The organism is Nakamurella sp., from assembly GCF_048594475.1.
GTDB lineage: Bacteria > Actinomycetota > Actinomycetes > Mycobacteriales > Nakamurellaceae > Nakamurella.
Window position 1 is genome coordinate 1 of the sequence record NZ_JBMDXT010000340.1, and the last position, 18954, is coordinate 18954.

Here is an 18954-nt window from a genome sequence, read left to right on the forward strand (position 1 = left end):
CTCTGCCGCGACATCGTCGCGCGGGCCCGCGCGCTCGCCGGGTCGGGCGACATCGCCGGGCCGGTCGACACCGCCGGCCTGCACGACCTGCCGGAGCTGGCCGACCGGGTCGCCCGGGCGCGGGTGCTGGTCTGCGGCGACACCGGCGTCGCCCACCTGGCGACCGCCTTCCGAACTCCGTCGGTGCTGCTGTTCGGACCGACCTCACCGCACCGATGGGGTCCGGCCGTCGACCCGGACCTGCACGCCGTGCTCTGGCACGGCGATCCGGCCCACCCGGGCGACCCGCACGGGGTCGACGTGGATCCTGCGCTGGCGGCCATCGACGTCGGCCAGGTGCGGGCCGCGGTGGCGGTCGCACCGATGCCGCCGGCCTGATCCGGGCCGTCGGCCGCCGATCCCGGTCGCCGATGCCACCTGGCGGGTTGGCGCGGGCCGGTGCCGAGTCGGCGCGGGCCGGCGCCGGGTTGGCGCCCACCCGGCGCCGGGTTGGCGCGGGCCGGCGCCGGGAACCCCTCCGGCATGCCGACCGCCCCCACCGCCGCGCCCTTCGTCCCCGCTTCCCGCGACCTGGACCGGCTGGCCGCGGCGGTCCAGCAGTGCCGCGGGTGCGAGCTCCACGCGGACGCCACCCAGGCGGTGTTCGGGGCGGGGAACCCGGCGGCCCGGATCATGCTGGTCGGCGAGCAGCCCGGCGATGCCGAGGACCGGGCGGGCCGGCCGTTCGTCGGGCCCGCCGGCCGGGTGCTGGACGAGGCCCTGGAGCGGGCCGGGATCGACCGGACCGCGGCGTGGGTGACCAACGCGGTCAAGCATTTCCGCTGGAAGAGCACCGGGCACGGTCCGCGGCGGCTGCATCGGAACCCGACCACCCGGCACGTCGCGGCCTGCGCACCCTGGCTGACCGCCGAACTGGCCGCGGTCCGGCCGCGGATCCTCGTGGCGCTCGGCGCCACCGCAGCGAAAGCTCTGTTCGGCAACGATTTTCGGGTCACCCAGGAGCACGGCCGGGTGCTGGCGTGGCCACCGCCGCACGGACCGTTCGCCGGTCCGGGCGGCCCTGAGGTCAGCGCCGCCCTGGCGACGATCCACCCGTCCGCGGTCCTGCGGACCCCGGACCGGGACGCGCGGACGGCCGCCCTCGACGGGATGGTGCGGGACCTGTCGGTGGTGGCCGGCCTGCTTGCCTGATCGGGACCGACCGGCCGGTCGAGTCCGGCGCGAGCGGGGGCCGCCCCTTCCGTCAGCCGGCCGCGTCCATCGGCTCGTCGAGGTCGGCAGCCAACCGGCGCAGGTAGTCGGACATCCCGCCGGGTGCCCGTCCCGACAGCCGGGCACTGGTCTGCACCGGTCCGGCGCCGGTCCGCACGATGCGGCCGCCGGCCGCCGTCACCGCGGCGACCAGGGCGACGTCCTCCTGCCGGGCGACGGGCGGAAAGCCACCGGCCCGCCGGTACCAGTCGGCCCGGATCCCCAGATTGGCCCCGTGCACGTGCGGATGGCCGTCGCCGAGCCGGTGGCGGCGGTACCAGCGTTGCCGGATCGCCCGGTCGAGCTCGGCCGGATCGGGCCGGACGGTGCCCAGCACCATGGCCGCGCCGCGGCGGGACGCGGCCGCCTGCAACCCCAGCCAACCGGCCGGCACCCGCGAGTCGGCGTCGGTGTTGGCGAGCCAGATCCCGCTCTCCGGGATCCCGTCCCGGGCGAACCCTTCGAGCACGTGCCCGATTCCGGCCGCGCGGGCCGCCCCGACCCGGCCGGCCGATGAAGCGACCGCGCAGACCGCCGGCCAGCCGGCCACCCGGTCGGCGGTGCCGTCCCGGCAGTCGTCCAACACCACGACGATGCGCACCGGCACCTGCGGCCCGGCCGGCCGGCGGCGCAGGCGCGCCACGGAGGCGGTCACGGCGGCCAGGCACCCGTCGATCCGGTCCACCTCGTTACGGGCCGGGATCACCACCCCGATGGCGGCGAGGCCACCGGTCATGCGGCCGCTCCGCCGGCCGGCAGGTAGATCTCCCAGGACCGGCGGAAGTGCGCGAGGAAGTCCGGGGTCAGCACCGCCTCGTCACCGGGGCCGCTTCCCAGAGGGGCGATCTGGCTGCGATGTTCGGCGATCGCCCGCGCCTTGGCCCGCTGCTCGCCGGCCGTCAGCCGCAGCACGCGCAGGCCGCCGGGCCGCAGCCGCGGATCGTCCGGACCGGCCCACAACCAGGCCCACACCGGAAACTCCAGATGGATCGATGGCGTCCTGGATCCGGCGATCCCGGCGGCGACCGCCCGGGCCACGGCCTCATGATCGGGGTGCCCGTCCGCGTGCCACGGCGAGACGACCAGGGTGCCGGGACCCCGGTCCACCGTCCCGCCGACCGACCCGCGGACCGACCCGCCGACCGACCCGCCGACCGACCCACCGACCGTCCCGCCGATGATGCCGTCGACCGCCCGGCCGACCGCCGCGGCCAGCTCCGCCTCGTGCCGGGCGAGCCGGCCGTCCGGCAGGCCGAGCCAGTCGATACGCCCGCCCGGTGCCAGATGGCCGGTCGCGGCGGTCATCTCATGCCGGCGCCGGCGGCCGAGGACGGCCGGCGGGGTGGTCGGCGACCGGGGGTGCGACGCCTCGCCGTCGCTGGCCACGAGGACCCGTACCGTCGCCCCGGCCGCGTGCAGGCGCGCGAGAAGTCCCGCTGCTCCCAGTGTTTCGTCGTCCGGATGGGCTGACACGACCAGCAGCCGGCGGATCCCGGTCAGGTCGAGGGCGGGTGCCTCCACCGGCAGGCCGGTGCGGGCCCACGCGTCCTCCGGGGTACCCGGGGCCTGGCCGTCGAAGCGGACCCCGCCCGTCGTCACCACCACGCGGGCAGGTCCAGCAGGCGGTCGCCGAGCCGGGCGGCGTCCCGCTCGGCGTGGTGCTGGCGCACGTACAGCTGCAGATCCGCCACCCGCCGGGCGTGCGCGGCGTCGAACGCCAGCGGGGCCGGACCGAGGGCGTGCCCCACCCGGGTGACCACCGTCTCCACGGTGTCGGCCACCACCGCGCGCACCCGGGCCGCCCAGAGGGCCCCGGCCGGGCCGTCGGCGCGGCCGTCGTCGACCGCGGCGGCCGCGTCGCGGAGCACGGCGTCGGCGGCGAACAGCGCGGTGTCGACCGCCCCCAGATGGGCCAGGGCCACCTGGTCGGGTTCCCGTTCCCGGCCGGCCGCGCGCAGGGTGCGGGCCACCCCGATCGCCCCGCCGAGCCAGCAGGCGGCCACTCCGAGGCCACCCCAGGCGAATCCGGGCCGGTCCAGGTACCAGCCGGTCCCGCCGATCGGCCGGGCTGGGCACCCGTCCAGCCGGATCGAGGTGGAGGTGACCTCGGTCAGTCCCCGCGCCACCCAGCCGTCCACCGGAGCGACGGTGACGCGCGGGTCGGTGAGATCGATCGAGAACAGGCGCCGGCCGCCCGGGCCGACGTGCGCGGTGATCAGCGCCCGGTCGAGCCGCCCGGCCAGCGAGCACCACGGTTTGGTGCCCCGCAGCACCCAGCCGTCACCGGCCGGTTCGGCGCACACCCGCACGCCGGGGCCCTCGGCCGCGAAGACCCCCCACCGCCGGTGACCGTCGCCGGCCACACCCCCGGGGCCGCCGTCGGCCGCCTCGGCCAGGATGGCCAGCGCATCGGCGTGGGCCTCCAGGACCCGCGCGGCGGTGAGGTCGGCGGCCGCCACGTCGCGCAGCCGCCGCCACCGCTCGGCGGTGCGGCCCGAGCCCGGTCGGGGCAACCGCCAACCGACGTCGAGGGCGAAGTCCAGCGCCCGATCGGCCGATCCGGCCACCGCAGCCGCCCATTCGACCTCGTCACCGGCACCGGCACCGCGGTGACCGACGGATTCTTCAGGCGCCAGGAGCGCAGGCGGCGAATTCACGGCTCAACGGTGCCCACCGGCCGCCGACCCCAAACCGGGCGGCGGCCGGCCCGCCGCCTCAGCCGGCGGGCTTCTCCGCGTGGCCGCCGAACTCGCTGCGCATGGCCGAGAGCACCTTGTCGGTGAACTCGCCGAGGCGCCGGGACTCGAACCGCTGGTCCAGCGCGGTGGTGATGACGGACGCGGGCACGCCCTCCTCCACCGCGGCCAGCACGGTCCACCGGCCCTCGCCGGAATCGGAGACCCGGCCGGCGAAGTCGTCGAGCCGGGGCGAGCGGGCCAGCGCGTCGGCGACGAGGTCGATGAGCCAGGAGCCGATCACCGACCCGCGCCGCCAGACCTCGGCGACCTCGGCCACGTCGATCTCGTACTGGTAGTCCTCCGGGTTGCGCAACGGGGTGGTCTCGGCGTCGATCACCTGCGCCCGCTTGCCCACGTCGGCGTTCTTGATGATGCTCAGGCCTTCGGCGATGGCCGCCATCATCCCGTACTCGATGCCGTTGTGGACCATCTTGACGAAGTGCCCGGCGCCGTTCGGCCCGCAGTGCAGGTAGCCCTCCGGCGCGGTCCCGCCGCTCTCGGTCCGGCTGGGCGTCGGCTCCGCGCTGCCCCGGCCGGGGGCGATCGTCTTGAAGATCGGGTCCAGGTGGGTGACCACCTCGTCCTCACCGCCGATCATCAGGCAGTAGCCCCGCTCCAGACCCCACACGCCGCCGCTGGTCCCGCAGTCGACGTAGTGCAGCCCGGCGGTCGCCAACCGCGCGGCCCGGGTGATGTCGTCGCGGTAGTAGGAGTTGCCGCCGTCGATGAGGATGTCCCCGCGGTTCAGCAGCGGGATCAACTCGTCCAGGGTGCGATCGACGATCGCCGCGGGCAGCATCAGCCAGATGGCCCGGGGTTCGGTCAGCTTGCCGACGAAGTCGGCCAGCGACGAGGAGCCGGTGGCCCCGTCCGCCTCCAGCGCGGTGACCGCGGCCGGGTTGACGTCGTAGACCACGCACGAGTGCCCGTCGCGCAGCAGGCGCCGTACCAGGTTGGCCCCCATCCGTCCCAGCCCGATCATGCCCAGCTGCATCGGCCTGTCCGTTGCCATCGACCCCTCCGCATCCTCGCGACGGCCCGAGGTGGCCGCCCGATCATGATCCTCGTTGCGAAGACGTCCCGCTGGGACACCCCGATCGGGTCATTTCCGGGTCAGCCGCGACTCCACCCGTTCGGCGACGGCCAGCAGGTAGGGCACCCGGTCGACGCGGGCCCGGGCATTGGGCGAGTCCGGCCCGTGCCGGGCGATGGCCTCGGCGATCCGGTACTCGACCGTCATCCGGCGGCCGCCCGGCCCCACGGTCTGGTCGGCGTAGGTCAGGGCGTCGGTCAGGACCGATTCCTCGAACGCGAACTCGGCCATCAGATCGGCGAAACCGCGCTCCACCGGGACGAAGCGGGCGCCCGAATGATGGGCGACGAGGGCCACCACCCGGGGGTCCCACCGCTTGCGCCGCAGGTGCAGGGCACCGTCCAGCGGGTGGAAGCCGGTCCGGCGGATCGCCGGGGAGTACCCGATGTCGTGCAGCCAGGCCGCCGCGACCAGCACCGGCCGATCGGCGGCCGGCACGGTGCCGGCCAGTTCGACGGCCCGTTTCGCCACTCCCTGGGTGTGCTGCCAGCGCTCGCGCATCGGCGTGCGGAGCAGCCCCTTGGCCAGCTGCCGGGCCCGCGGGACCAGCGTCGGATCCGTTGCGCGCTTCACCGGACGGGAGGATTCCCCCGCCCGGTGAACGCCAGGCAAACGGGCCGGTCAGGCCCCGGTCAGCCGGTCCGGCCACCGGCCCGGACGGCGGGGGCAGCGGCGCCGTTGCCGGTGTCGTGCCCGTGACCGGTGCCGGCGTCGCCGTCGGTGCCGATCCCCACGTGGCCGAACAGGCCGGACAGGTCCAGCCCGAGACCCTTGGCCGTCTCCAGCACCTGGTTCAGCACCGCCGGGGTCACCGAGATGGCCCGCTGGATGGCCCCGCCGCCGTCCCCGCCGTTCGCGCCCCCGTCGACCACGACCATCCGGTCGATGGTGACGCCCTTGGCGATCGCCTCGGCCAGCTGCGGCAGGACCTCGATCAGCTGCGGCAGCACGTTCTGCCGGGCCGCCTGGTCGGACAGCTGGTTCAGCGCCTCGGCCCGCTTGGCCTGGCCCTCCGCCTCGGCCGACATGACCGCCCGGATGCCGTCGGCCTCGGCCAGCCGCAACGCCTTGGTGCCGGCCGCCTCGGCTTCCTTCTCCCGCTGCGACGCCCCGGCCAGGATGCTGCGGGCATCGGCATCCGCCTTGCCCTGCAGCTCGCGACGCCGGGCCGCGGCCGTCGCCGACGCGATGTCGGCATCGCGCTGCCCCTCGGCGCGAGCCACCGCCGCCCGCCGCTCGGCCTCGGCCGGGATGACGACATCGGCCTGCACGGCCTTCTCCTTCTGCCGGGCCCGCTGCTCCTCCACGCCGATCTGGGCCTCGGTGCGCTCCCGATCGGTCTGCACCCCGGCCAGGACGACGGCGCGCTGCGCCTGCGCCTCCGCCAGCGGACCGGCCTGCCCGGCCCGGGCCTTGGCCGCGTCGACCTCGGTGGCGATCGCCGCGAGCCGCAGGTCCCGCTCCTGATTCGCCTCGGCGATCTTGGTGTCGGCCTGGGCCCGGGCGATCTTGCCCTGCTGCTCGGCCGCGGCGGACTGGATCGCCGAGTCCCGTTCGGCGTTGGCCCGGCCGATGATCGCGTCCCGCTTCACCTCGGCGATCCGGCGCTGGCCCAGCGCGTCCAGGTAGCCGTTGTTGTCGGAGATGTTCTGGATGTTGAACACGTCCAGCTGCATGCCGATCGGCTGGAACGACTGCGCCGCCTCGTCCTTGACTCGACGCATGAACTCCTCGCGATTGCCGTTGAGCTCCTCGACGGTGAGCTGGGAGACGATGTTGCGCATCGTGCCGGACACGATCTCGGTCAGCTGCGGCTTGAGTGCCTCTCGCGGCGTGTCCAGGTACCGCTCGGTGGACAGCGCGAAGGCCTCCCGGGACGAGGAGAACTTCACCTGGCCGACGGCGGTGACGCTGACCGGCACGTTGTCCTTGGAGTAGACGTCGACGACCTTGGCCTCGATGTTGAACGGCTCGATCGACATGACGTTGACCTGCTCCAGCAGCGGCATCCGGAACCGGGCCCCACCGTTGACGATCTTGGCCTCGCCCCGGCCGGTGAACACCGCGACCTTGTTCTTGGGCACCTTGACGTAGTTCTTGGCGAAGACCGTGGTGATGGCCAGGATGACCACCACCAGCACGCCGACGAGCACCAACACCCCGCCGATCCCGGACAGGAAATCCATTTCCCCTACCTTTCTCTCGGATGCATCTAATCCGCGGCCAGCGGGTCGGGATCGACCACGACATGCTGCGGGGTGACATCGACGACCAGCACGGCGGTACCGGCCGGCAGCGCCAGACCGTCAGCGGTGACCGCGAAGTCGGTGACCGGGGTTCCGTTGCGATCCAGAAAGCGCACCAGACCGCTTTCCCCGGAACGTATTCCGAGCGTGACCTGGCCGCGGCTGCCGACGTACGAATCCCGGCTGAGCAGCGAGTTGGACTGCTGCCGCCACATCGGCCGCAGCACCAGCTGCCGGATCACGACCGCCATGCCGACGAAACCGGCCACCGCGATCGGCAGGGTCACCCAGCCCGCCAGCCCGGCGGCCTGCGCGCCGAGGCCGAACGCACCGAATCCCGCGGCCGCGCCCAGGATCACCCGGCCGGATACCCACGACGGCCCGTCGGCCGCGACATCGCCTCCGTGGCCGGCACTGTCGTGACCGGAACCGTCGTGGCTCGCGATACCGTCGCCCGCGTCGGGCCCGGCCCCGGCCTCCAGATCGTGCGAGACGTCCGCGTCGTGCCCGACCCCCAGGACGAGCGCCGCGACCAGCAGCAGCACGCTCACCAGCAGCACGACCAGATAGACGGCGGCGAAGGCGTCCACCCGACCTCCCTTCCCGGCCGACGGTGCGACGGGTCGACCGGCCCGACCGCCGGGGTCGAGAGGTCGACCGAGCCGTCGATGCGATCGGATATCGATCGACGACACGTCAATTCGAGGACGAACACAACCGAACTGGCCGGAATCCAATTCCCCACGAACATCGCGGCCACGTGTGATTCAGATCTCATCTTACCATGGCGAAAGTCTTCGCTCCAGGCCCGAGCCGGCCGGGCGGCCCGGGACCGGGCTGCTACGGTGCGGCGTGCGCATCACCGCCGGGCGCCTGCTCACCGCCGCGGATCTGGCGGCCACCTGCCTGTTCGCGATCGAGGGTGCGATCGTCGCCCGGTACGCCGAGCTCGACGTGTTCGGCGTGCTGGTGATCGGGTTCGTCAGCGCGCTGGTCGGCGGCATCCTGCGGGACGTGCTCATCGGGTCCACCCCGCCGGCCTCGCTGCGCAGCGCGCTGTACCCGCTGACCGCCTTTGCCGGGGCCGGGCTGGTCATCGCCCTGGCCCGCGTCGTCGAGCAGGTTCCGGTCACCCTCCTGCAGGTGACGGACGCCGCCGGGCTCGCGCTGTTCGCGGTGGTCGGGGCGACCAAGGCGATCGACTTCCGGATCAACTGGTTCGTGGCGATCCTGCTGGGCGCGGTGTCGGCGGTCGGCGGCGGGGTGAGCAGGGACCTGCTGCTCAACGTCGTCCCCGGGATCCTGCGGCAGGACGTCTACGCGGTGGCGGCGCTGGCCGGCGCGGCGGCCACCGTGCTGGCGCTGCACCTGCGGCTGCCGCGAGCCGCGGCGATGGGCATCGGCTTCGCCATCTGCGTCGGCCTGCGCATGCTGTCGGTCTCGCTCGGGTGGAACCTGCCGCGGGCGTGAGGGGCGCTGACCGGGGCCGGTTGCTAGCCTCGCGATGGTCGTCGCGGCCCGCGAATCGGACCAGCGCCGGGCCCGGGATCGGCCCGCAGATCGGAGCGTCGGGATGGACATCGGAATCGGCCTGCCGACCACCGTCGCGGGGGTGGACCGGGCCGGGATCGTCGATTGGGCCCGCCGTGCGGAAGCCGCCGGCTTCAGCTCGCTGGGCACCATCGACCGGCTGGTCTACGACAACTACGAGTCGCTGATCAGCCTGGCCGCAGCGGCCGCAGTGACGGACCGGATCCGGTTGCTGACCGACATCCTCATCGCCCCGCTGCACACCAACACCGCCCTGCTGGCCAAGCAGGTGGCCACCATCGACCGCCTGTCCGAGGGGCGGATGGTGCTGGGTGTCGCCGTCGGCGGTCGGCCCGACGACTACGCCGCCAGCGAGGTCGACCCGGGCCGGCGCGGTCGCCTGTTCGATGCGCAGCTGGCCCGGTTGACCTCGATCTGGGCCGGCGAGGGCGGCATCGGGCCGGCCCCGTTCGCCGGGCCCCGGCCACAGCTGCTGATCGGCGGGAACCAGGTACGGTCGTTCGCCCGGGTCGCCCGGTACGCCGACGGTTGGACCAGCGGCGGCGGCGGGCCCGCGGCGCTCGCGGCCACGCTGCCCGCGGTGCGGCAGGCCTGGTCGGAGGCCGGGCGGGAGGGATCGCCGCGCACGGTGTCGCTGGGCTACTTCGGTCTGGGCGACGGCGCGGCCGCCGGAATCGCCCGCAGCCTGGGCGACTACTACGCCTTCGCCGGGCCCTACCGGGACATGGTCATCGACGGGGCGGCCGCCGGGCCGGACGCGGTCCGGGCGCTGATCGACGGCTACCTGGCGGCGGGCGCCGACGAACTCGTGCTCTTCCCGACCTCGGTCGACCCCGCCCAGGTGGACCTGCTGGCCGAGGTCGCCTTCGGCCGATGACCACCTCAGCGGCCGGCCCGGTCCCGGGGTCCTTCGAGGTCGACCGCTCCGCCGAGGTGGTCGCGGCCAGCTTCGCCCGCACGGCCGATCCGCGCCTGCGGGAGGTGCTCGACTCGCTGGTGCGGCACCTGCACGGGTTCGTGAAGGACGTCCGGCCGACGGTGGCCGAATGGGAGGCGGCGGTCGCCTTCCTCACCGCGACCGGACAGACCTGCGACGACGTGCGGCAGGAGTTCATCCTGCTGTCGGACGTGCTGGGCGTGTCCATGCTGGTGGAGTCGCTCAACCAGGCCGCCGGCGACGGGCTGACCGAGGCCACCGTCGAGGGCCCGTTCCATCAGATCCCCTCTCCCCCACGCCGGCTCGGTGACGACATCAACGTCGCCGGCCGGCCCGGCGAGCCGTGCCTGATCACCGGCCGGGTCGTCGACCGGGTCGGGCGGCCGGTGGCCGGGGCCACGGTGGACGTCTGGCAGGCCGATGCCAGCGGGTTCTACGACGTCCAGCGGCCCGGCGAGCTGGCGCCGGGTGAGCTGCGCGGCCTGTTCCGCAGCGACGCCGACGGCCGTTTCCACTTCCGCACGATCGTGCCGGCGCACTATCCGATCCCGACCGACGGTCCGGTCGGCGACCTGCTGCGAGCCACCGGGCGGCACGAGTACCGGCCCGCCCACGTGCATGTCGCGGTGGCGGCGCCCGGGCTGCGGTCGCTGACCACGCACCTGTTCGTGGCCGGCAGCCCCTACCTGGACTCCGACGCGGTGTTCGGCGTCAAGGACAGCCTGATCGTCGACTTCGCGCGGGTCGACGATCCGGCCCGGGCGGCCGCCGCGGGGTTGCCGAACCCGTTCCGCCACGCGGACTTCCCGGTCGTGCTGGATCGCGCCGAAGGGGCTAAGGGTCCGGCCTCATGACCACCACCGTCACGTCGCCGGCCGCCCGGGTGCTCATCGGGCCCGGCGCCCGCCACGACATCGCCGGCGAGGCCGGCCGTCTCGGCGACCGGGTGTTCCTGGTGCACACCCGGTCGGCCACCCCGGCGGCGCTCGAGCTGGCCGGCGCCCTGGGCGAGAAGCTCGTCGGCCGGTTCGACGGTCCGGTGGTGCACACGCCGGTGGCGGTGACGGCCACGGCCATGGAGCTGGTGGCCGGCGGGGCCCCGGATGTCCTGGTGGCCATCGGCGGCGGGTCGGCCGTCGGTCTGGCCAAGGCGATCGCCGCCCGGACGGGCCTGCCGCAGATCGCCGTCCCGACCACCTATGCCGGCTCGGAGGTCACCGGCGTGCTCGGCGAGACCGAGAACGGGGTCAAGACCACCCGCCGCGACCCCGCGCTCACCCCGGGCACCGTCGTCTACGACGCCGAGCTGACGCTCGACCTCCCGGCCGGCCTGACCCGGACCAGCGCCCTGAACGCGCTGGCCCATGCGGTCGAGGCGCTCTGGGCCCCGGACGCGACCGCCCTGTCCGACGCGCTGGCGGACGAGGCGGCCGAGCTCATCCTGACCGGGCTGCCGGCCGTCCTGGCCGACGGCCGGGACCCGGCCGCGCGCGCCCGGCTCCAACAGGCCGGCTGGCTGGCCGGGCTGTGTCTGGCCCGGACGACGATGGGCCTGCACCACCAACTGGCGCACGCGCTGGGCGGCACGTTCGACCTGCCGCACGCCGAGCTGCACGCGATGCTGCTGCCGCACGTGATGGCGTTCAACCTGCCGGCCGCGCCGGCGGCGGCCCACCGGCTGGCCCGGACCGCCGGGTCGGACCCGGTGGCCGCGGTCCGCGACCTCGCCCGCGGGTATGCGGGGCCGCGGACGCTGGCCGAGCTCGGGGTGCCGCGGGCGGAGCTGCCGGCGGTCGCCGCCCGGGTGGCGGCCCGCCCCTATCCGAACCCGCGGCCGTTCGACGCCGACGACCTGGCCGGCCTGCTGGACCGGGTCTGGTCGTGACGCCGGCGCGCCGGCTCAACCGTCGCGCTCGTCCCGCCGGGGCCCGGCCCGCAGGTGGGCCCGCTCCCCCTGAGCACCGAAAAGGCTGAGGAACTCGACCGGCTCGTCACCGGCCGGGCCGAACCAGTGCGGCAGCCGGGTGTCGAACTCGACCACCTCGCCGGGCGCCAGGATCAGGTCGTGCTCGCCCAGGATCGCCCGGAGCCGACCGTTGAGGACGTACAGCCACTCGTATCCCTCGTGCGTCTTGAGCTCGGGTTCGCGGCGGCTGCCGGCCGGCAGGATCAGCTTGTAGGCCTGCACCCCGCCGGGCCGCCGGGTCAGCGGGATCATTGTCATGGTGCCCCGGGTGACCGGACGCAGGTGGATGCGAGGATCGCCGGTCGGCGGCGCGTCGACCAGCTCGTCCAGGGTCACCCCGTGCGCCTTGGCCAGCGGCAGCAGCAACTCCAGGCTGGGCCGGCGGGCGCCCGACTCCAAGCGCGACAACGTGCTGACCGAGATGCCCGTGACCGCCGAGAGATCGGCCAGCGTCGTGTCCCGTTCCTGGCGCAGGGCCCGCAGCCGGGGACCGACCGCCCGCAGGGTGTCGCCCAGGCCGTCGTCGCCACCGTCGTTCGGTTCCATGCCGCCCAGTTTGCCATTACTGCAAACAAGTTTGCCACCTACTGGCCATCACCACCACAGTGGTCCCAACTGTTGACAACGGTTCTCACGGAGATGGACGAGGAGGCGATCGGCATGGCCACATTCGACGCGGTGGTGATCGGCGGCGGCGCGGCCGGGCTGAACGGGGCGCTGATGCTGGCCCGGTCGCGACGGTCGGTGCTGGTGCTGGACGCGGGCGAGCCGCGCAACGCCCCGGCGGGCGGTGTGCACGGGCTGCTGGGCCACGACGGCGTGCCGCCGGCCGAGCTGCTGGCCCGTGGCCGCGCGGAGGTCCGGCGGTACGGCGGACAGGTCGAGGCCGGCACGGTGACCTCGGTATCGGGAACGGTCGACGATTTCGTGGTCGCCCTGGCCGACGGCCGCACGGTCGGTGCCCGCCGGCTGCTGGTCACCACCGGACTGGTCGACGAGCTGCCGGCCGTCCCCGGCCTGGGCGCGCGGTGGGGCCGGGACGTCCTGCACTGCCCGTACTGTCACGGCTGGGAGGTCCGCGACCAGGCCATCGGGATCCTCGGCGGGCACCCGCGGGCGCTCCACCAGGCCCTGCTCTTCCGGCAGCTGAGCGCGGACGTCGTGCTGTTCGCCGACCCCGCCTCGCTGTCGGCGTCGGAGCGGCTGGAGCTGACCGCCCGGGAGATCGAGGTGGTCGAGGGCGCGGTCGTGGGGTTGCGCATCGAGGATGACCGGCTCACCGGCGTCCGGCTGGCCGACGGCACCACCGTCCCCCGGCAGGCCCTGGCCGTGGCCACGCGCTTGGTCGCGCGGGCCGGCTTCCTGGCCGGGATCGGGCTCCGGCCGGTCGAGCATCCCCTGGGCGCCGGTGAGTACCTGCCGGCCGACGCCGTCGGCCGGACCGAGGTCGCCGGGGTGTGGGCGGCCGGGAACGTCAGCGACCCCATGGCCCAGGTCGGCGCGGCCGCCGCAGCCGGGGCGGCGGCCGGAGCGCAGATCAACGCCGACCTGGTGATGGCGCAGACCCGAGCGGCGGTCGAGGCGCTGCGCGCGCCGGCCTGAGGTGGGCCGCGTGCGGGGCCGGCTGCGGAAACCCGGCCGGGCGGAGAGCAGCGACGTTAAGCAGGCACCGATGGCCTCGCCCGCTCGGCCACCGGGACGATGGTGGCCTCGCCCGCTCGGCCAACTAGGGTCGTCGGTCATGGCGACCCTGGTCTCGTTCCACGCCCACCCCGACGACGAGTCGATCACCGCCGGCGGCCTGCTGCGGCGGGCCGCCGACGAGGGACACCGGGTGGTCCTGGTCTTCGGCACCCGTGGCGAGCGGGGCGAGGTCGAGGACGGCTTCCTGGACGAGGGCGAACCGCTCTGGCAGCGCCGGGTCGCCGAGACCCTGGAATCGGCCCGCATCCTGGGCGCGGCCCGCACCGAGTTCCTGGGGTACAGCGACTCCGGGATGATGGGCGAGCCGTCCAACGACGAGCCGGGCTGCTTCTGGCGCGCCGACGTCGACGAGGCGGCCGGCCGCCTCGCGCAGATCCTGCGGGAGGAGCAGGCCGACGTCCTGACGGTGTACGACGACAACGGCGGGTACGGGCATCCCGACCACATCCAGGTGCACCGGGTCGGTCTGCGGGCCGCCGAGCTCGCCGGCACCGAACGCGTCTACCAGTTGACGAGCAACCGGGAGCACTTCCGGCGCGGCTGGTCGATGTTCGCCGCGCAGGCGAAGGCGGCCGGTATCGAACTGCCCCGCGCCGGCGCCGACGACATCGAGATGGGCAAGCCGGAGGCCCAGATCACCGCCCGGTTCGACGTGGCCGACCAGCTCGCGGCCAAGCGCGCGTCGATGCGGGCGCACGCCAGCCAGATCGCCGAGCACTCCTGGTTCCTGGCCATGCCGGAGGAAGCGTTCGGATATGCCTTCGGCGTCGAGTGGGCGATCCGGGACGGCCAGGGACCGGGCATCACCGAGACCGACCCGATGGCAGGCTTGCCGGTATGACGCGGACCCTGCTGATCGTCGACATCCAGAACGACTACTTCCCCGGCGGGGCCCACCCGCTGGTCGGCGCGACGGAGGCCGGCGCGGTCGCGGCCTCGGTGCTCGCCGCGTTCCGCCGGGCCGGTGACCCGGTCGTGCACGTGCAGCATGTCTGGGACGCCCCGGACGCCACGTTCATGCGACCGGGCACGCCCGGCGTGCAGATCAACCCGGCGGTCACCCCGGCCGCCGGCGAGCCGGTGGTGACCAAGGCGGAGCCGAACGCATTCGTCGGCACCGACCTGGACCGCCGGCTGGACCGGAGCGGCACCCTGGTCGTGATGGGCATGATGACCAGCATGTGCATCGACTCGACGGTGCGCGCCGCGGCGGACGCCGGCTACACCGTCGAGCTGGTGCACGACGCCTGCGCCGCACCGGATCTGGAATTCGGTGGGACCGCGGTGCCGGGCGCCGCGGTGCACGCGGCGTTCGTCGCCGCGCTCGGCGACGGCTTCGCGACCCTGCGGTCCGGCCCGGAGGTCGTCACCGGCTGATCGCCGGGGCTGCGGGAATTGCAGGTGCGGTCGCGCCGCGGATCGGCCATGCTCATCCGGCGCGCGGGCGTCCCGCTCGCCCCGACGAGCGAAAGGTGGTGATCATCGTGCCGACACATCTTGCCCCGAAGTGCATCTCGTGGGCATCGATTCTCGACGAGAATGCCAGGGAGCAGGCGGTCCGCACCAGCGGCATGCCGTTCGTGTTCCCGCACCTGGCCCTGATGCCCGACGCCCACCTGGGCAAGGGGGCGACCGTCGGCTCGGTCATCCCCACCCTCGGGGCGATCATCCCGGCCGCAGTCGGGGTCGACATCGGCTGCGGCATGATCGCGGTCCGGACGGCGTACGACATCGCTCAGGTGCGGGCGGCCGGCCCGCTGAGCCGGCTGCGGACGCGGATCGAGCAGCTGGTCCCGCTGTCCGCCGGGCACCACAACCGGTCGCTGGACGTCGGCCCGCACACCCGCACGTACCTGGACGAGCTGACGGAGCTGGCCCAGGAGGCGGGCTTCGACCCGGCCGGGTACGGGAAGAACTGGACGCGGCAGCTGGGCTCGCTCGGCTCGGGCAACCACTTCATCGAGGTGACCGCCGACGAGTCGGGCACCGTCTGGCTGTTCCTGCACTCCGGGTCCCGGGGGGTGGGCAACCGGATCGCCCAGCACCACATCGGGGTCGCCCAGCGGTACGCCGAGAAGAACTGGATCCGGCTCCCGGACCGGGATCTGGCCTACCTGGTGGAGCAGACGCCCGAGTTCGACGCCTACATCGCCGAGCTCGGGTGGGCGCAGCGGTTCGCCCTGCTCAACCGGCGGGAGATGATGGACCGGGTCGAACTCGCGTTCGCCGAGCACATGGGCGCACCGGTCGATCCGGTCGAGACGATCCAGTGCCATCACAACTACACCGTCCGGGAAACCCATTGGGGCAAGGCGGTGTGGGTGTCCCGGAAGGGCGCCATCGACGCGCACGAGGGCGTCGACGGGCTCATTCCGGGGTCGATGGGGACGGCGTCGTACGTGGTGCGGGGCCGGGGCAACCCGGTGGCCCTGCACTCGTCCCCGCACGGGGCCGGCCGGGAGCATTCGCGGACGGCGGCGCGGCGGCTGTTCACCCGGGAGCAGCTCCGGGCCCGGATGGCCGGCATCGAGTACCGGGACACCGACGCGTTCATCGACGAGATCCCCGACGCCTACAAGGCGATCGACGTCGTCATGGCCGATGCGGCGGACCTGGTCGAGATCCGGCACACGCTGCACCAGCTGGTGAACGTCAAGGGCGACTGAGACGGGTGGCGTTCCGGCCGTTCCCACCGGAACGGTCAGAACGCCACCCCCAGCACCGCCCCGGCCAGCAGCAGCGACCCCGCGAGGGCGCCGACCAGCCACGGCCGCACCGGCAGCCGGAAGCGGCGGGCCAGGACGGTGAACCCGCCGGCGCCCGTGGCCAGCACGGCCAGCGTCGCCACGCCGCCGAACCCGAGCCCGAGACCGGCGTCGCCGTCGTTCCAGGTGGGATCGCCCAGCGCCGGAAACCAGGTGGACAGGGCGGCGAGGACACCCAGGACCAGCATCATCAGGGGCAGGACGAGCAGTCCGGCCACCAGCACCGCGGTGACCACGACGAGGACCGGGCCGAGGATCCCGGTGCGGGCGGCCGGCCCGGCCGGGTCAGCCACGCAGCACCGCCGGGTCGAAGCGGACCGGGACCGGGCCGTCGACCGTCCACTCGCCGCGCACCTGCGCCGGCCAGGCCGGTGCCTGCTGTTCGACCGCTGACATACCCGCCATGATCCATCCTGCGCCAGGCTGACGTCAGCAGTCTCAACCAGATCGCCGATCCGTTCGCCACCTGTCCACATTCCGCAGGCCAACCACCGTGACGCCGGACCACAGGAATAGGCGGCGGCAGGCCCGGGTTCTTCCGGATGACCGGCCGGACCACCGGCCACCGGGGTCCACCGCCGCACCTCGGACATGAATCGAGGAAGGCGAGTCCATGCCGTCGCTGTTCGACCCCATCAGCCTGCAGGACCTGACGATCAAGAACCGGATCTGGCTCTCGCCGATGTGCCAGTACAGCGTCGAGGCGCGGGACGGCGTGCCCACCGACTGGCATCTGGTGCATCTGGGCTCGCACGCCGCGCTCGGGTACGGACTGATCCTCACCGAGGCCACCGCGGTCACCCCGGAGGGACGGATCAGCCCGCAGGACACCGGCATCTGGAACGACGAGCAGATCGTCGCCTGGCGGCGGATCGTGGACTTCGCGCACGCCCAGGGCACGGCGATCGGCGTCCAGCTGGCCCACGCCGGCCGCAAGGCGGCCACCTACGCCCCGTGGCTCGGCGAGGGCACCGCCCCCGAGAGCGCCGGTGGCTGGCCGACCGTCGCCCCGTCGGCGGTCGCCTTCGGCGGCTACGCCACCCCGGCGGAACTGATCGCCGGGCAGATCGACGACCTGGTCGCCGCGTTCGCCGCGGCCGCCCGCCGGGCCGACGACGCCGGGTTCGACGTGGTCGAGGTGCACGCCGCGCACGGTTACCTGCTGCACCAGTTCCTGTCCCCGCTCGCCAACCGCCGGACCGATGAGTTCGGCGGCAGTTTCGAGAACCGGATCCGGCTGCTGCTGGCGGTGGTCGACGCCGTCCGGGCCGCCTGGCCGGCCGGCAAGCCGGTCCTGGTGCGGATCTCGGCCACGGACTGGGTGGACGGCGGCTGGTCGGTCGCCGAGAGCACGGACCTGGCCGGGCGGCTGCGCGAGCACGGCGTCGACCTGATCGACACCTCCTCCGGCGGGCTCGATCCGGCGCAGCAGATCGAGGTGGGTCCGGGCTACCAGGTTCCGTTCGCCCGGGACGTGCGCGTCAAGGGCGGCATCCCGACCGGTGCGGTCGGGTTGATCACCGAACCCGCCCAGGCGCAGCAGATCCTGGACGAGGGATCGGCCGACGTGGTGCTGCTGGCGCGGGCCGCGTTGCGCGAGCCGGCCTGGCCGCTCCGGGCGGCCCACGAGCTCGGGGTGCCCCGGGACCGGGCGCCCTACCCCCCGCAGTACGTGCGCGGCGCCTGGCGGTGACCGGACACGCCGTCAGCGGCCGGCGATCTCGCCGTCGATCGGCCCGGTCAGGTAGCGCTGCAGGGTCGGCGCGACCGCGGCGACGACCTGATCGGCGGGCGCGGACGCCAGCGGTTCCACCCGCACGATGCACCTGGCCATCGCCAGCCCGATCAGCTGGCTGCCGACCAGGCTGGAGCGCAGGGCGGCGTCCGGCCCGTCGAGCACGCCCGAGAGCCGGCCCAGGATCTGCTCGCCGACGAAGGTCCGCAGCAGCGCGGTCGACTCGTCGTGCGAGACCGCCGATCTGACAAGGATGATCATCGGGCTGTGCGCGCCGGCGCCGTCCCACTCCTCGAGCAGCCGGCGCAGCAGCCGCCGGCCCAGGGTGCCGGGGTCGCCGTCGAGGACGCCGGCGAGCATCCGATCGGGATCGACCGCCGGCTCCATCGCCGCCCGGAACAGGCCCGCCTTGTCGCCGAACCAGTGCCGGATCATCCCCGGGTCGACCCCGGCCGCCGTCGCGATCCGCCGGACCGAGGCCCCGGTGTAGCCGTGATCGGTCAAGGCCCGGCGGGCGGCGGCCAGCACCAGGTCCCGGGTGGGCGCGCCGTCCCCGGCCGGGCGCCCCGGCCGCCGGGACCGGGCGGTCGCCTCCGGCGTCACGCCGGGACCGCCCGGACCGTCCCGGCGGCGCCGTCCACGGTCACCCGCATCCCGGTGGTGAGTTCGGCGGTGGCCCCGGCCACGCCGACCACGGCGGGGATGCCGTACTCCCGGGCCACCACCGCCCCGTGACTGTTCGACCCGCCCATCTCCATGACCAGGCCACCGGCGGTCAGGAACAGCGGGGTCCACCCGGGATCGGTGGACGGCGCGACCAGGATCTCGCCCGGCTCGAGGTGGGCGCCCACCGGATCGAGCACCACCCGCGCCGTTCCGGTCACCGTCCCGGCCGAGGCGGGCGACCCGAGCAGGGTGCCGGCTTCCCGCGCGACGGCGGGCCCGGCCACCGCCTCGGGCTCGGTGCC

Annotated in this window: 22 protein-coding genes; 11 read left to right on the top strand and 11 right to left on the bottom strand. The window is 74.3% G+C overall.

What is annotated here, in order from left to right; all coding sequences use genetic code 11:
* Both ACOJUF_RS15420 and ACOJUF_RS15425 read left to right on the top strand, forming a co-directional pair.
* The coding region (locus ACOJUF_RS15420) for a glycosyltransferase family 9 protein (protein ID WP_420122712.1) at window positions 1-378 on the top strand (378 nt) is incomplete at its 5' end.
* A 144-nt stretch (window positions 379-522) separates the two neighbouring features.
* Window positions 523-1191 (top strand): UdgX family uracil-DNA binding protein, encoded by a 669-nt coding sequence (locus ACOJUF_RS15425; protein WP_420122713.1) that lies wholly within the window; start codon window positions 523-525, stop codon window positions 1189-1191.
* Between the two features lie 52 nt (window positions 1192-1243).
* Here the strand turns inward: ACOJUF_RS15425 and ACOJUF_RS15430 are convergent, their stop codons facing one another.
* The 7 genes from ACOJUF_RS15430 to ACOJUF_RS15460 all read right to left on the bottom strand — a co-directional run bounded on the left by ACOJUF_RS15430 (window position 1244) and on the right by ACOJUF_RS15460 (window position 7918).
* Entirely contained in the window at window positions 1244-1987 is a 744-nt protein-coding gene (locus ACOJUF_RS15430; protein ID WP_420122714.1) for a glycosyltransferase, read from the bottom strand.
* Window positions 1984-2856: a PIG-L deacetylase family protein gene (locus ACOJUF_RS15435; protein ID WP_420122715.1), complete on the bottom strand. Its 873-nt coding sequence runs from the start codon at window positions 2854-2856 to the stop codon at window positions 1984-1986. Before ACOJUF_RS15435 ends, ACOJUF_RS15430 begins: the two co-directional genes overlap by 4 nt.
* Window positions 2847-3908, bottom strand: a complete 1062-nt coding sequence (locus ACOJUF_RS15440) for an acyl-CoA dehydrogenase (RefSeq protein ID WP_420122716.1) — start codon at window positions 3906-3908, stop codon at window positions 2847-2849. The genes ACOJUF_RS15435 and ACOJUF_RS15440 overlap by 10 nt, the downstream gene beginning before the upstream one ends.
* A 58-nt stretch (window positions 3909-3966) precedes the next feature.
* Window positions 3967-4983: a phosphogluconate dehydrogenase (NAD(+)-dependent, decarboxylating) gene (gene gnd / locus ACOJUF_RS15445; RefSeq protein ID WP_420122732.1), complete on the bottom strand. Its 1017-nt coding sequence runs from the start codon at window positions 4981-4983 to the stop codon at window positions 3967-3969.
* Window positions 4984-5091: 108 nt separating this feature from the next.
* Window positions 5092-5655, bottom strand: coding sequence for an HD domain-containing protein (locus ACOJUF_RS15450; protein WP_420122717.1), 564 nt, complete (start codon window positions 5653-5655; stop codon window positions 5092-5094).
* 59 nt (window positions 5656-5714) lie between these two features.
* The gene (locus ACOJUF_RS15455) at window positions 5715-7268 is read right to left on the bottom strand and encodes a flotillin family protein (RefSeq protein ID WP_420122718.1); all 1554 of its coding nucleotides are present in this window, start codon (window positions 7266-7268) and stop codon (window positions 5715-5717) included.
* Window positions 7269-7294: 26 nt separating this feature from the next.
* Window positions 7295-7918, bottom strand: coding sequence for a hypothetical protein (locus tag ACOJUF_RS15460; protein ID WP_420122719.1), 624 nt, complete (start codon window positions 7916-7918; stop codon window positions 7295-7297).
* Window positions 7919-8180: 262 nt separating this feature from the next.
* On the opposite strand from ACOJUF_RS15460, the gene ACOJUF_RS15465 reads away from it, so the two are divergent.
* The 4 genes from ACOJUF_RS15465 to ACOJUF_RS15480 all read left to right on the top strand — a co-directional run bounded on the left by ACOJUF_RS15465 (window position 8181) and on the right by ACOJUF_RS15480 (window position 11701).
* The gene (locus ACOJUF_RS15465; protein WP_420122720.1) at window positions 8181-8798 is read left to right on the top strand and encodes a trimeric intracellular cation channel family protein; all 618 of its coding nucleotides are present in this window, start codon (window positions 8181-8183) and stop codon (window positions 8796-8798) included.
* A gap of 103 nt (window positions 8799-8901) precedes the next feature.
* A complete protein-coding gene (locus tag ACOJUF_RS15470) occupies window positions 8902-9756 on the top strand; it encodes an LLM class flavin-dependent oxidoreductase (RefSeq protein WP_420122721.1) in 855 nt (284 codons plus the stop codon).
* Entirely contained in the window at window positions 9753-10670 is a 918-nt protein-coding gene (locus tag ACOJUF_RS15475; RefSeq protein ID WP_420122722.1) for a dioxygenase, read from the top strand. Before ACOJUF_RS15470 ends, ACOJUF_RS15475 begins: the two co-directional genes overlap by 4 nt.
* On the top strand, window positions 10667-11701 hold the full coding sequence (locus ACOJUF_RS15480) for a maleylacetate reductase (protein WP_420122723.1): 1035 nt from the start codon (window positions 10667-10669) through the stop codon (window positions 11699-11701). The genes ACOJUF_RS15475 and ACOJUF_RS15480 overlap by 4 nt, the downstream gene beginning before the upstream one ends.
* A 15-nt stretch (window positions 11702-11716) precedes the next feature.
* On the opposite strand, the gene ACOJUF_RS15485 is transcribed toward ACOJUF_RS15480, so the two are convergent.
* The gene (locus ACOJUF_RS15485; protein ID WP_420122724.1) at window positions 11717-12328 is read right to left on the bottom strand and encodes a helix-turn-helix domain-containing protein; all 612 of its coding nucleotides are present in this window, start codon (window positions 12326-12328) and stop codon (window positions 11717-11719) included.
* Between the two features lie 114 nt (window positions 12329-12442).
* On the opposite strand from ACOJUF_RS15485, the gene ACOJUF_RS15490 reads away from it, so the two are divergent.
* From ACOJUF_RS15490 to ACOJUF_RS15505, 4 genes are all read left to right on the top strand, one after another.
* Window positions 12443-13384, top strand: coding sequence for an NAD(P)/FAD-dependent oxidoreductase (locus ACOJUF_RS15490; protein WP_420122725.1), 942 nt, complete (start codon window positions 12443-12445; stop codon window positions 13382-13384).
* A 139-nt stretch (window positions 13385-13523) separates the two neighbouring features.
* Complete coding sequence (locus tag ACOJUF_RS15495; RefSeq protein ID WP_420122726.1) at window positions 13524-14327, top strand: PIG-L family deacetylase; 804 nt, start codon at window positions 13524-13526, stop codon at window positions 14325-14327.
* On the top strand, window positions 14324-14863 hold the full coding sequence (locus ACOJUF_RS15500) for a cysteine hydrolase family protein (RefSeq protein ID WP_420122727.1): 540 nt from the start codon (window positions 14324-14326) through the stop codon (window positions 14861-14863). Before ACOJUF_RS15495 ends, ACOJUF_RS15500 begins: the two co-directional genes overlap by 4 nt.
* Before the next feature lie 104 nt (window positions 14864-14967).
* Window positions 14968-16152, top strand: a complete 1185-nt coding sequence (locus tag ACOJUF_RS15505) for an RtcB family protein (protein ID WP_420122733.1) — start codon at window positions 14968-14970, stop codon at window positions 16150-16152.
* 35 nt (window positions 16153-16187) lie between these two features.
* On the opposite strand, the gene ACOJUF_RS15510 is transcribed toward ACOJUF_RS15505, so the two are convergent.
* A complete protein-coding gene (locus ACOJUF_RS15510) occupies window positions 16188-16544 on the bottom strand; it encodes a hypothetical protein (RefSeq protein ID WP_420122728.1) in 357 nt (118 codons plus the stop codon).
* Between the two features lie 320 nt (window positions 16545-16864).
* Between ACOJUF_RS15510 and ACOJUF_RS15515 the strand changes: the two genes are divergently transcribed.
* Window positions 16865-17944 carry an NADH:flavin oxidoreductase/NADH oxidase gene (locus ACOJUF_RS15515; RefSeq protein ID WP_420122729.1) on the top strand — a complete coding sequence of 360 codons (1080 nt, stop codon included), beginning with the start codon at window positions 16865-16867 and terminating at the stop codon, window positions 17942-17944.
* 12 nt (window positions 17945-17956) lie between these two features.
* Here the strand turns inward: ACOJUF_RS15515 and ACOJUF_RS15520 are convergent, their stop codons facing one another.
* Both ACOJUF_RS15520 and ACOJUF_RS15525 read right to left on the bottom strand, forming a co-directional pair.
* A complete protein-coding gene (locus ACOJUF_RS15520; protein ID WP_420122730.1) occupies window positions 17957-18589 on the bottom strand; it encodes a TetR/AcrR family transcriptional regulator in 633 nt (210 codons plus the stop codon).
* Window positions 18586-18954, bottom strand: a 369-nt coding sequence (locus ACOJUF_RS15525; protein ID WP_420122731.1) for a PEP-utilizing enzyme, incomplete at its 5' end; no start/stop codon positions are given. The genes ACOJUF_RS15520 and ACOJUF_RS15525, both read right to left, overlap by 4 nt.

Bases quoted from the DNA above. Each gene is read 5' to 3' on its own strand.
- ACOJUF_RS15425 (WP_420122713.1), top strand. From the start codon at position 523: ATGCCGACCGCCCCCACCGCCGCGCCCTTCGTCCCCGCTTCCCGCGAC.
- ACOJUF_RS15480 (WP_420122723.1), top strand. From the start codon at position 10,667: ATGACCACCACCGTCACGTCGCCGGCCGCCCGGGTGCTCATCGGGCCC.
- ACOJUF_RS15455 (WP_420122718.1), bottom strand. From the start codon at position 7,268: ATGGATTTCCTGTCCGGGATCGGCGGGGTGTTGGTGCTCGTCGGCGTG.
- ACOJUF_RS15515 (WP_420122729.1), top strand. From the start codon at position 16,865: ATGCCGTCGCTGTTCGACCCCATCAGCCTGCAGGACCTGACGATCAAG.
- ACOJUF_RS15495 (WP_420122726.1), top strand. From the start codon at position 13,524: ATGGCGACCCTGGTCTCGTTCCACGCCCACCCCGACGACGAGTCGATC.
- ACOJUF_RS15470 (WP_420122721.1), top strand. From the start codon at position 8,902: ATGGACATCGGAATCGGCCTGCCGACCACCGTCGCGGGGGTGGACCGG.
- ACOJUF_RS15490 (WP_420122725.1), top strand. From the start codon at position 12,443: ATGGCCACATTCGACGCGGTGGTGATCGGCGGCGGCGCGGCCGGGCTG.
- gnd (WP_420122732.1), bottom strand. From the start codon at position 4,983: ATGCAGCTGGGCATGATCGGGCTGGGACGGATGGGGGCCAACCTGGTA.
- ACOJUF_RS15500 (WP_420122727.1), top strand. From the start codon at position 14,324: ATGACGCGGACCCTGCTGATCGTCGACATCCAGAACGACTACTTCCCC.
- ACOJUF_RS15430 (WP_420122714.1), bottom strand. From the start codon at position 1,987: ATGACCGGTGGCCTCGCCGCCATCGGGGTGGTGATCCCGGCCCGTAAC.
- ACOJUF_RS15485 (WP_420122724.1), bottom strand. From the start codon at position 12,328: ATGGAACCGAACGACGGTGGCGACGACGGCCTGGGCGACACCCTGCGG.
- ACOJUF_RS15475 (WP_420122722.1), top strand. From the start codon at position 9,753: ATGACCACCTCAGCGGCCGGCCCGGTCCCGGGGTCCTTCGAGGTCGAC.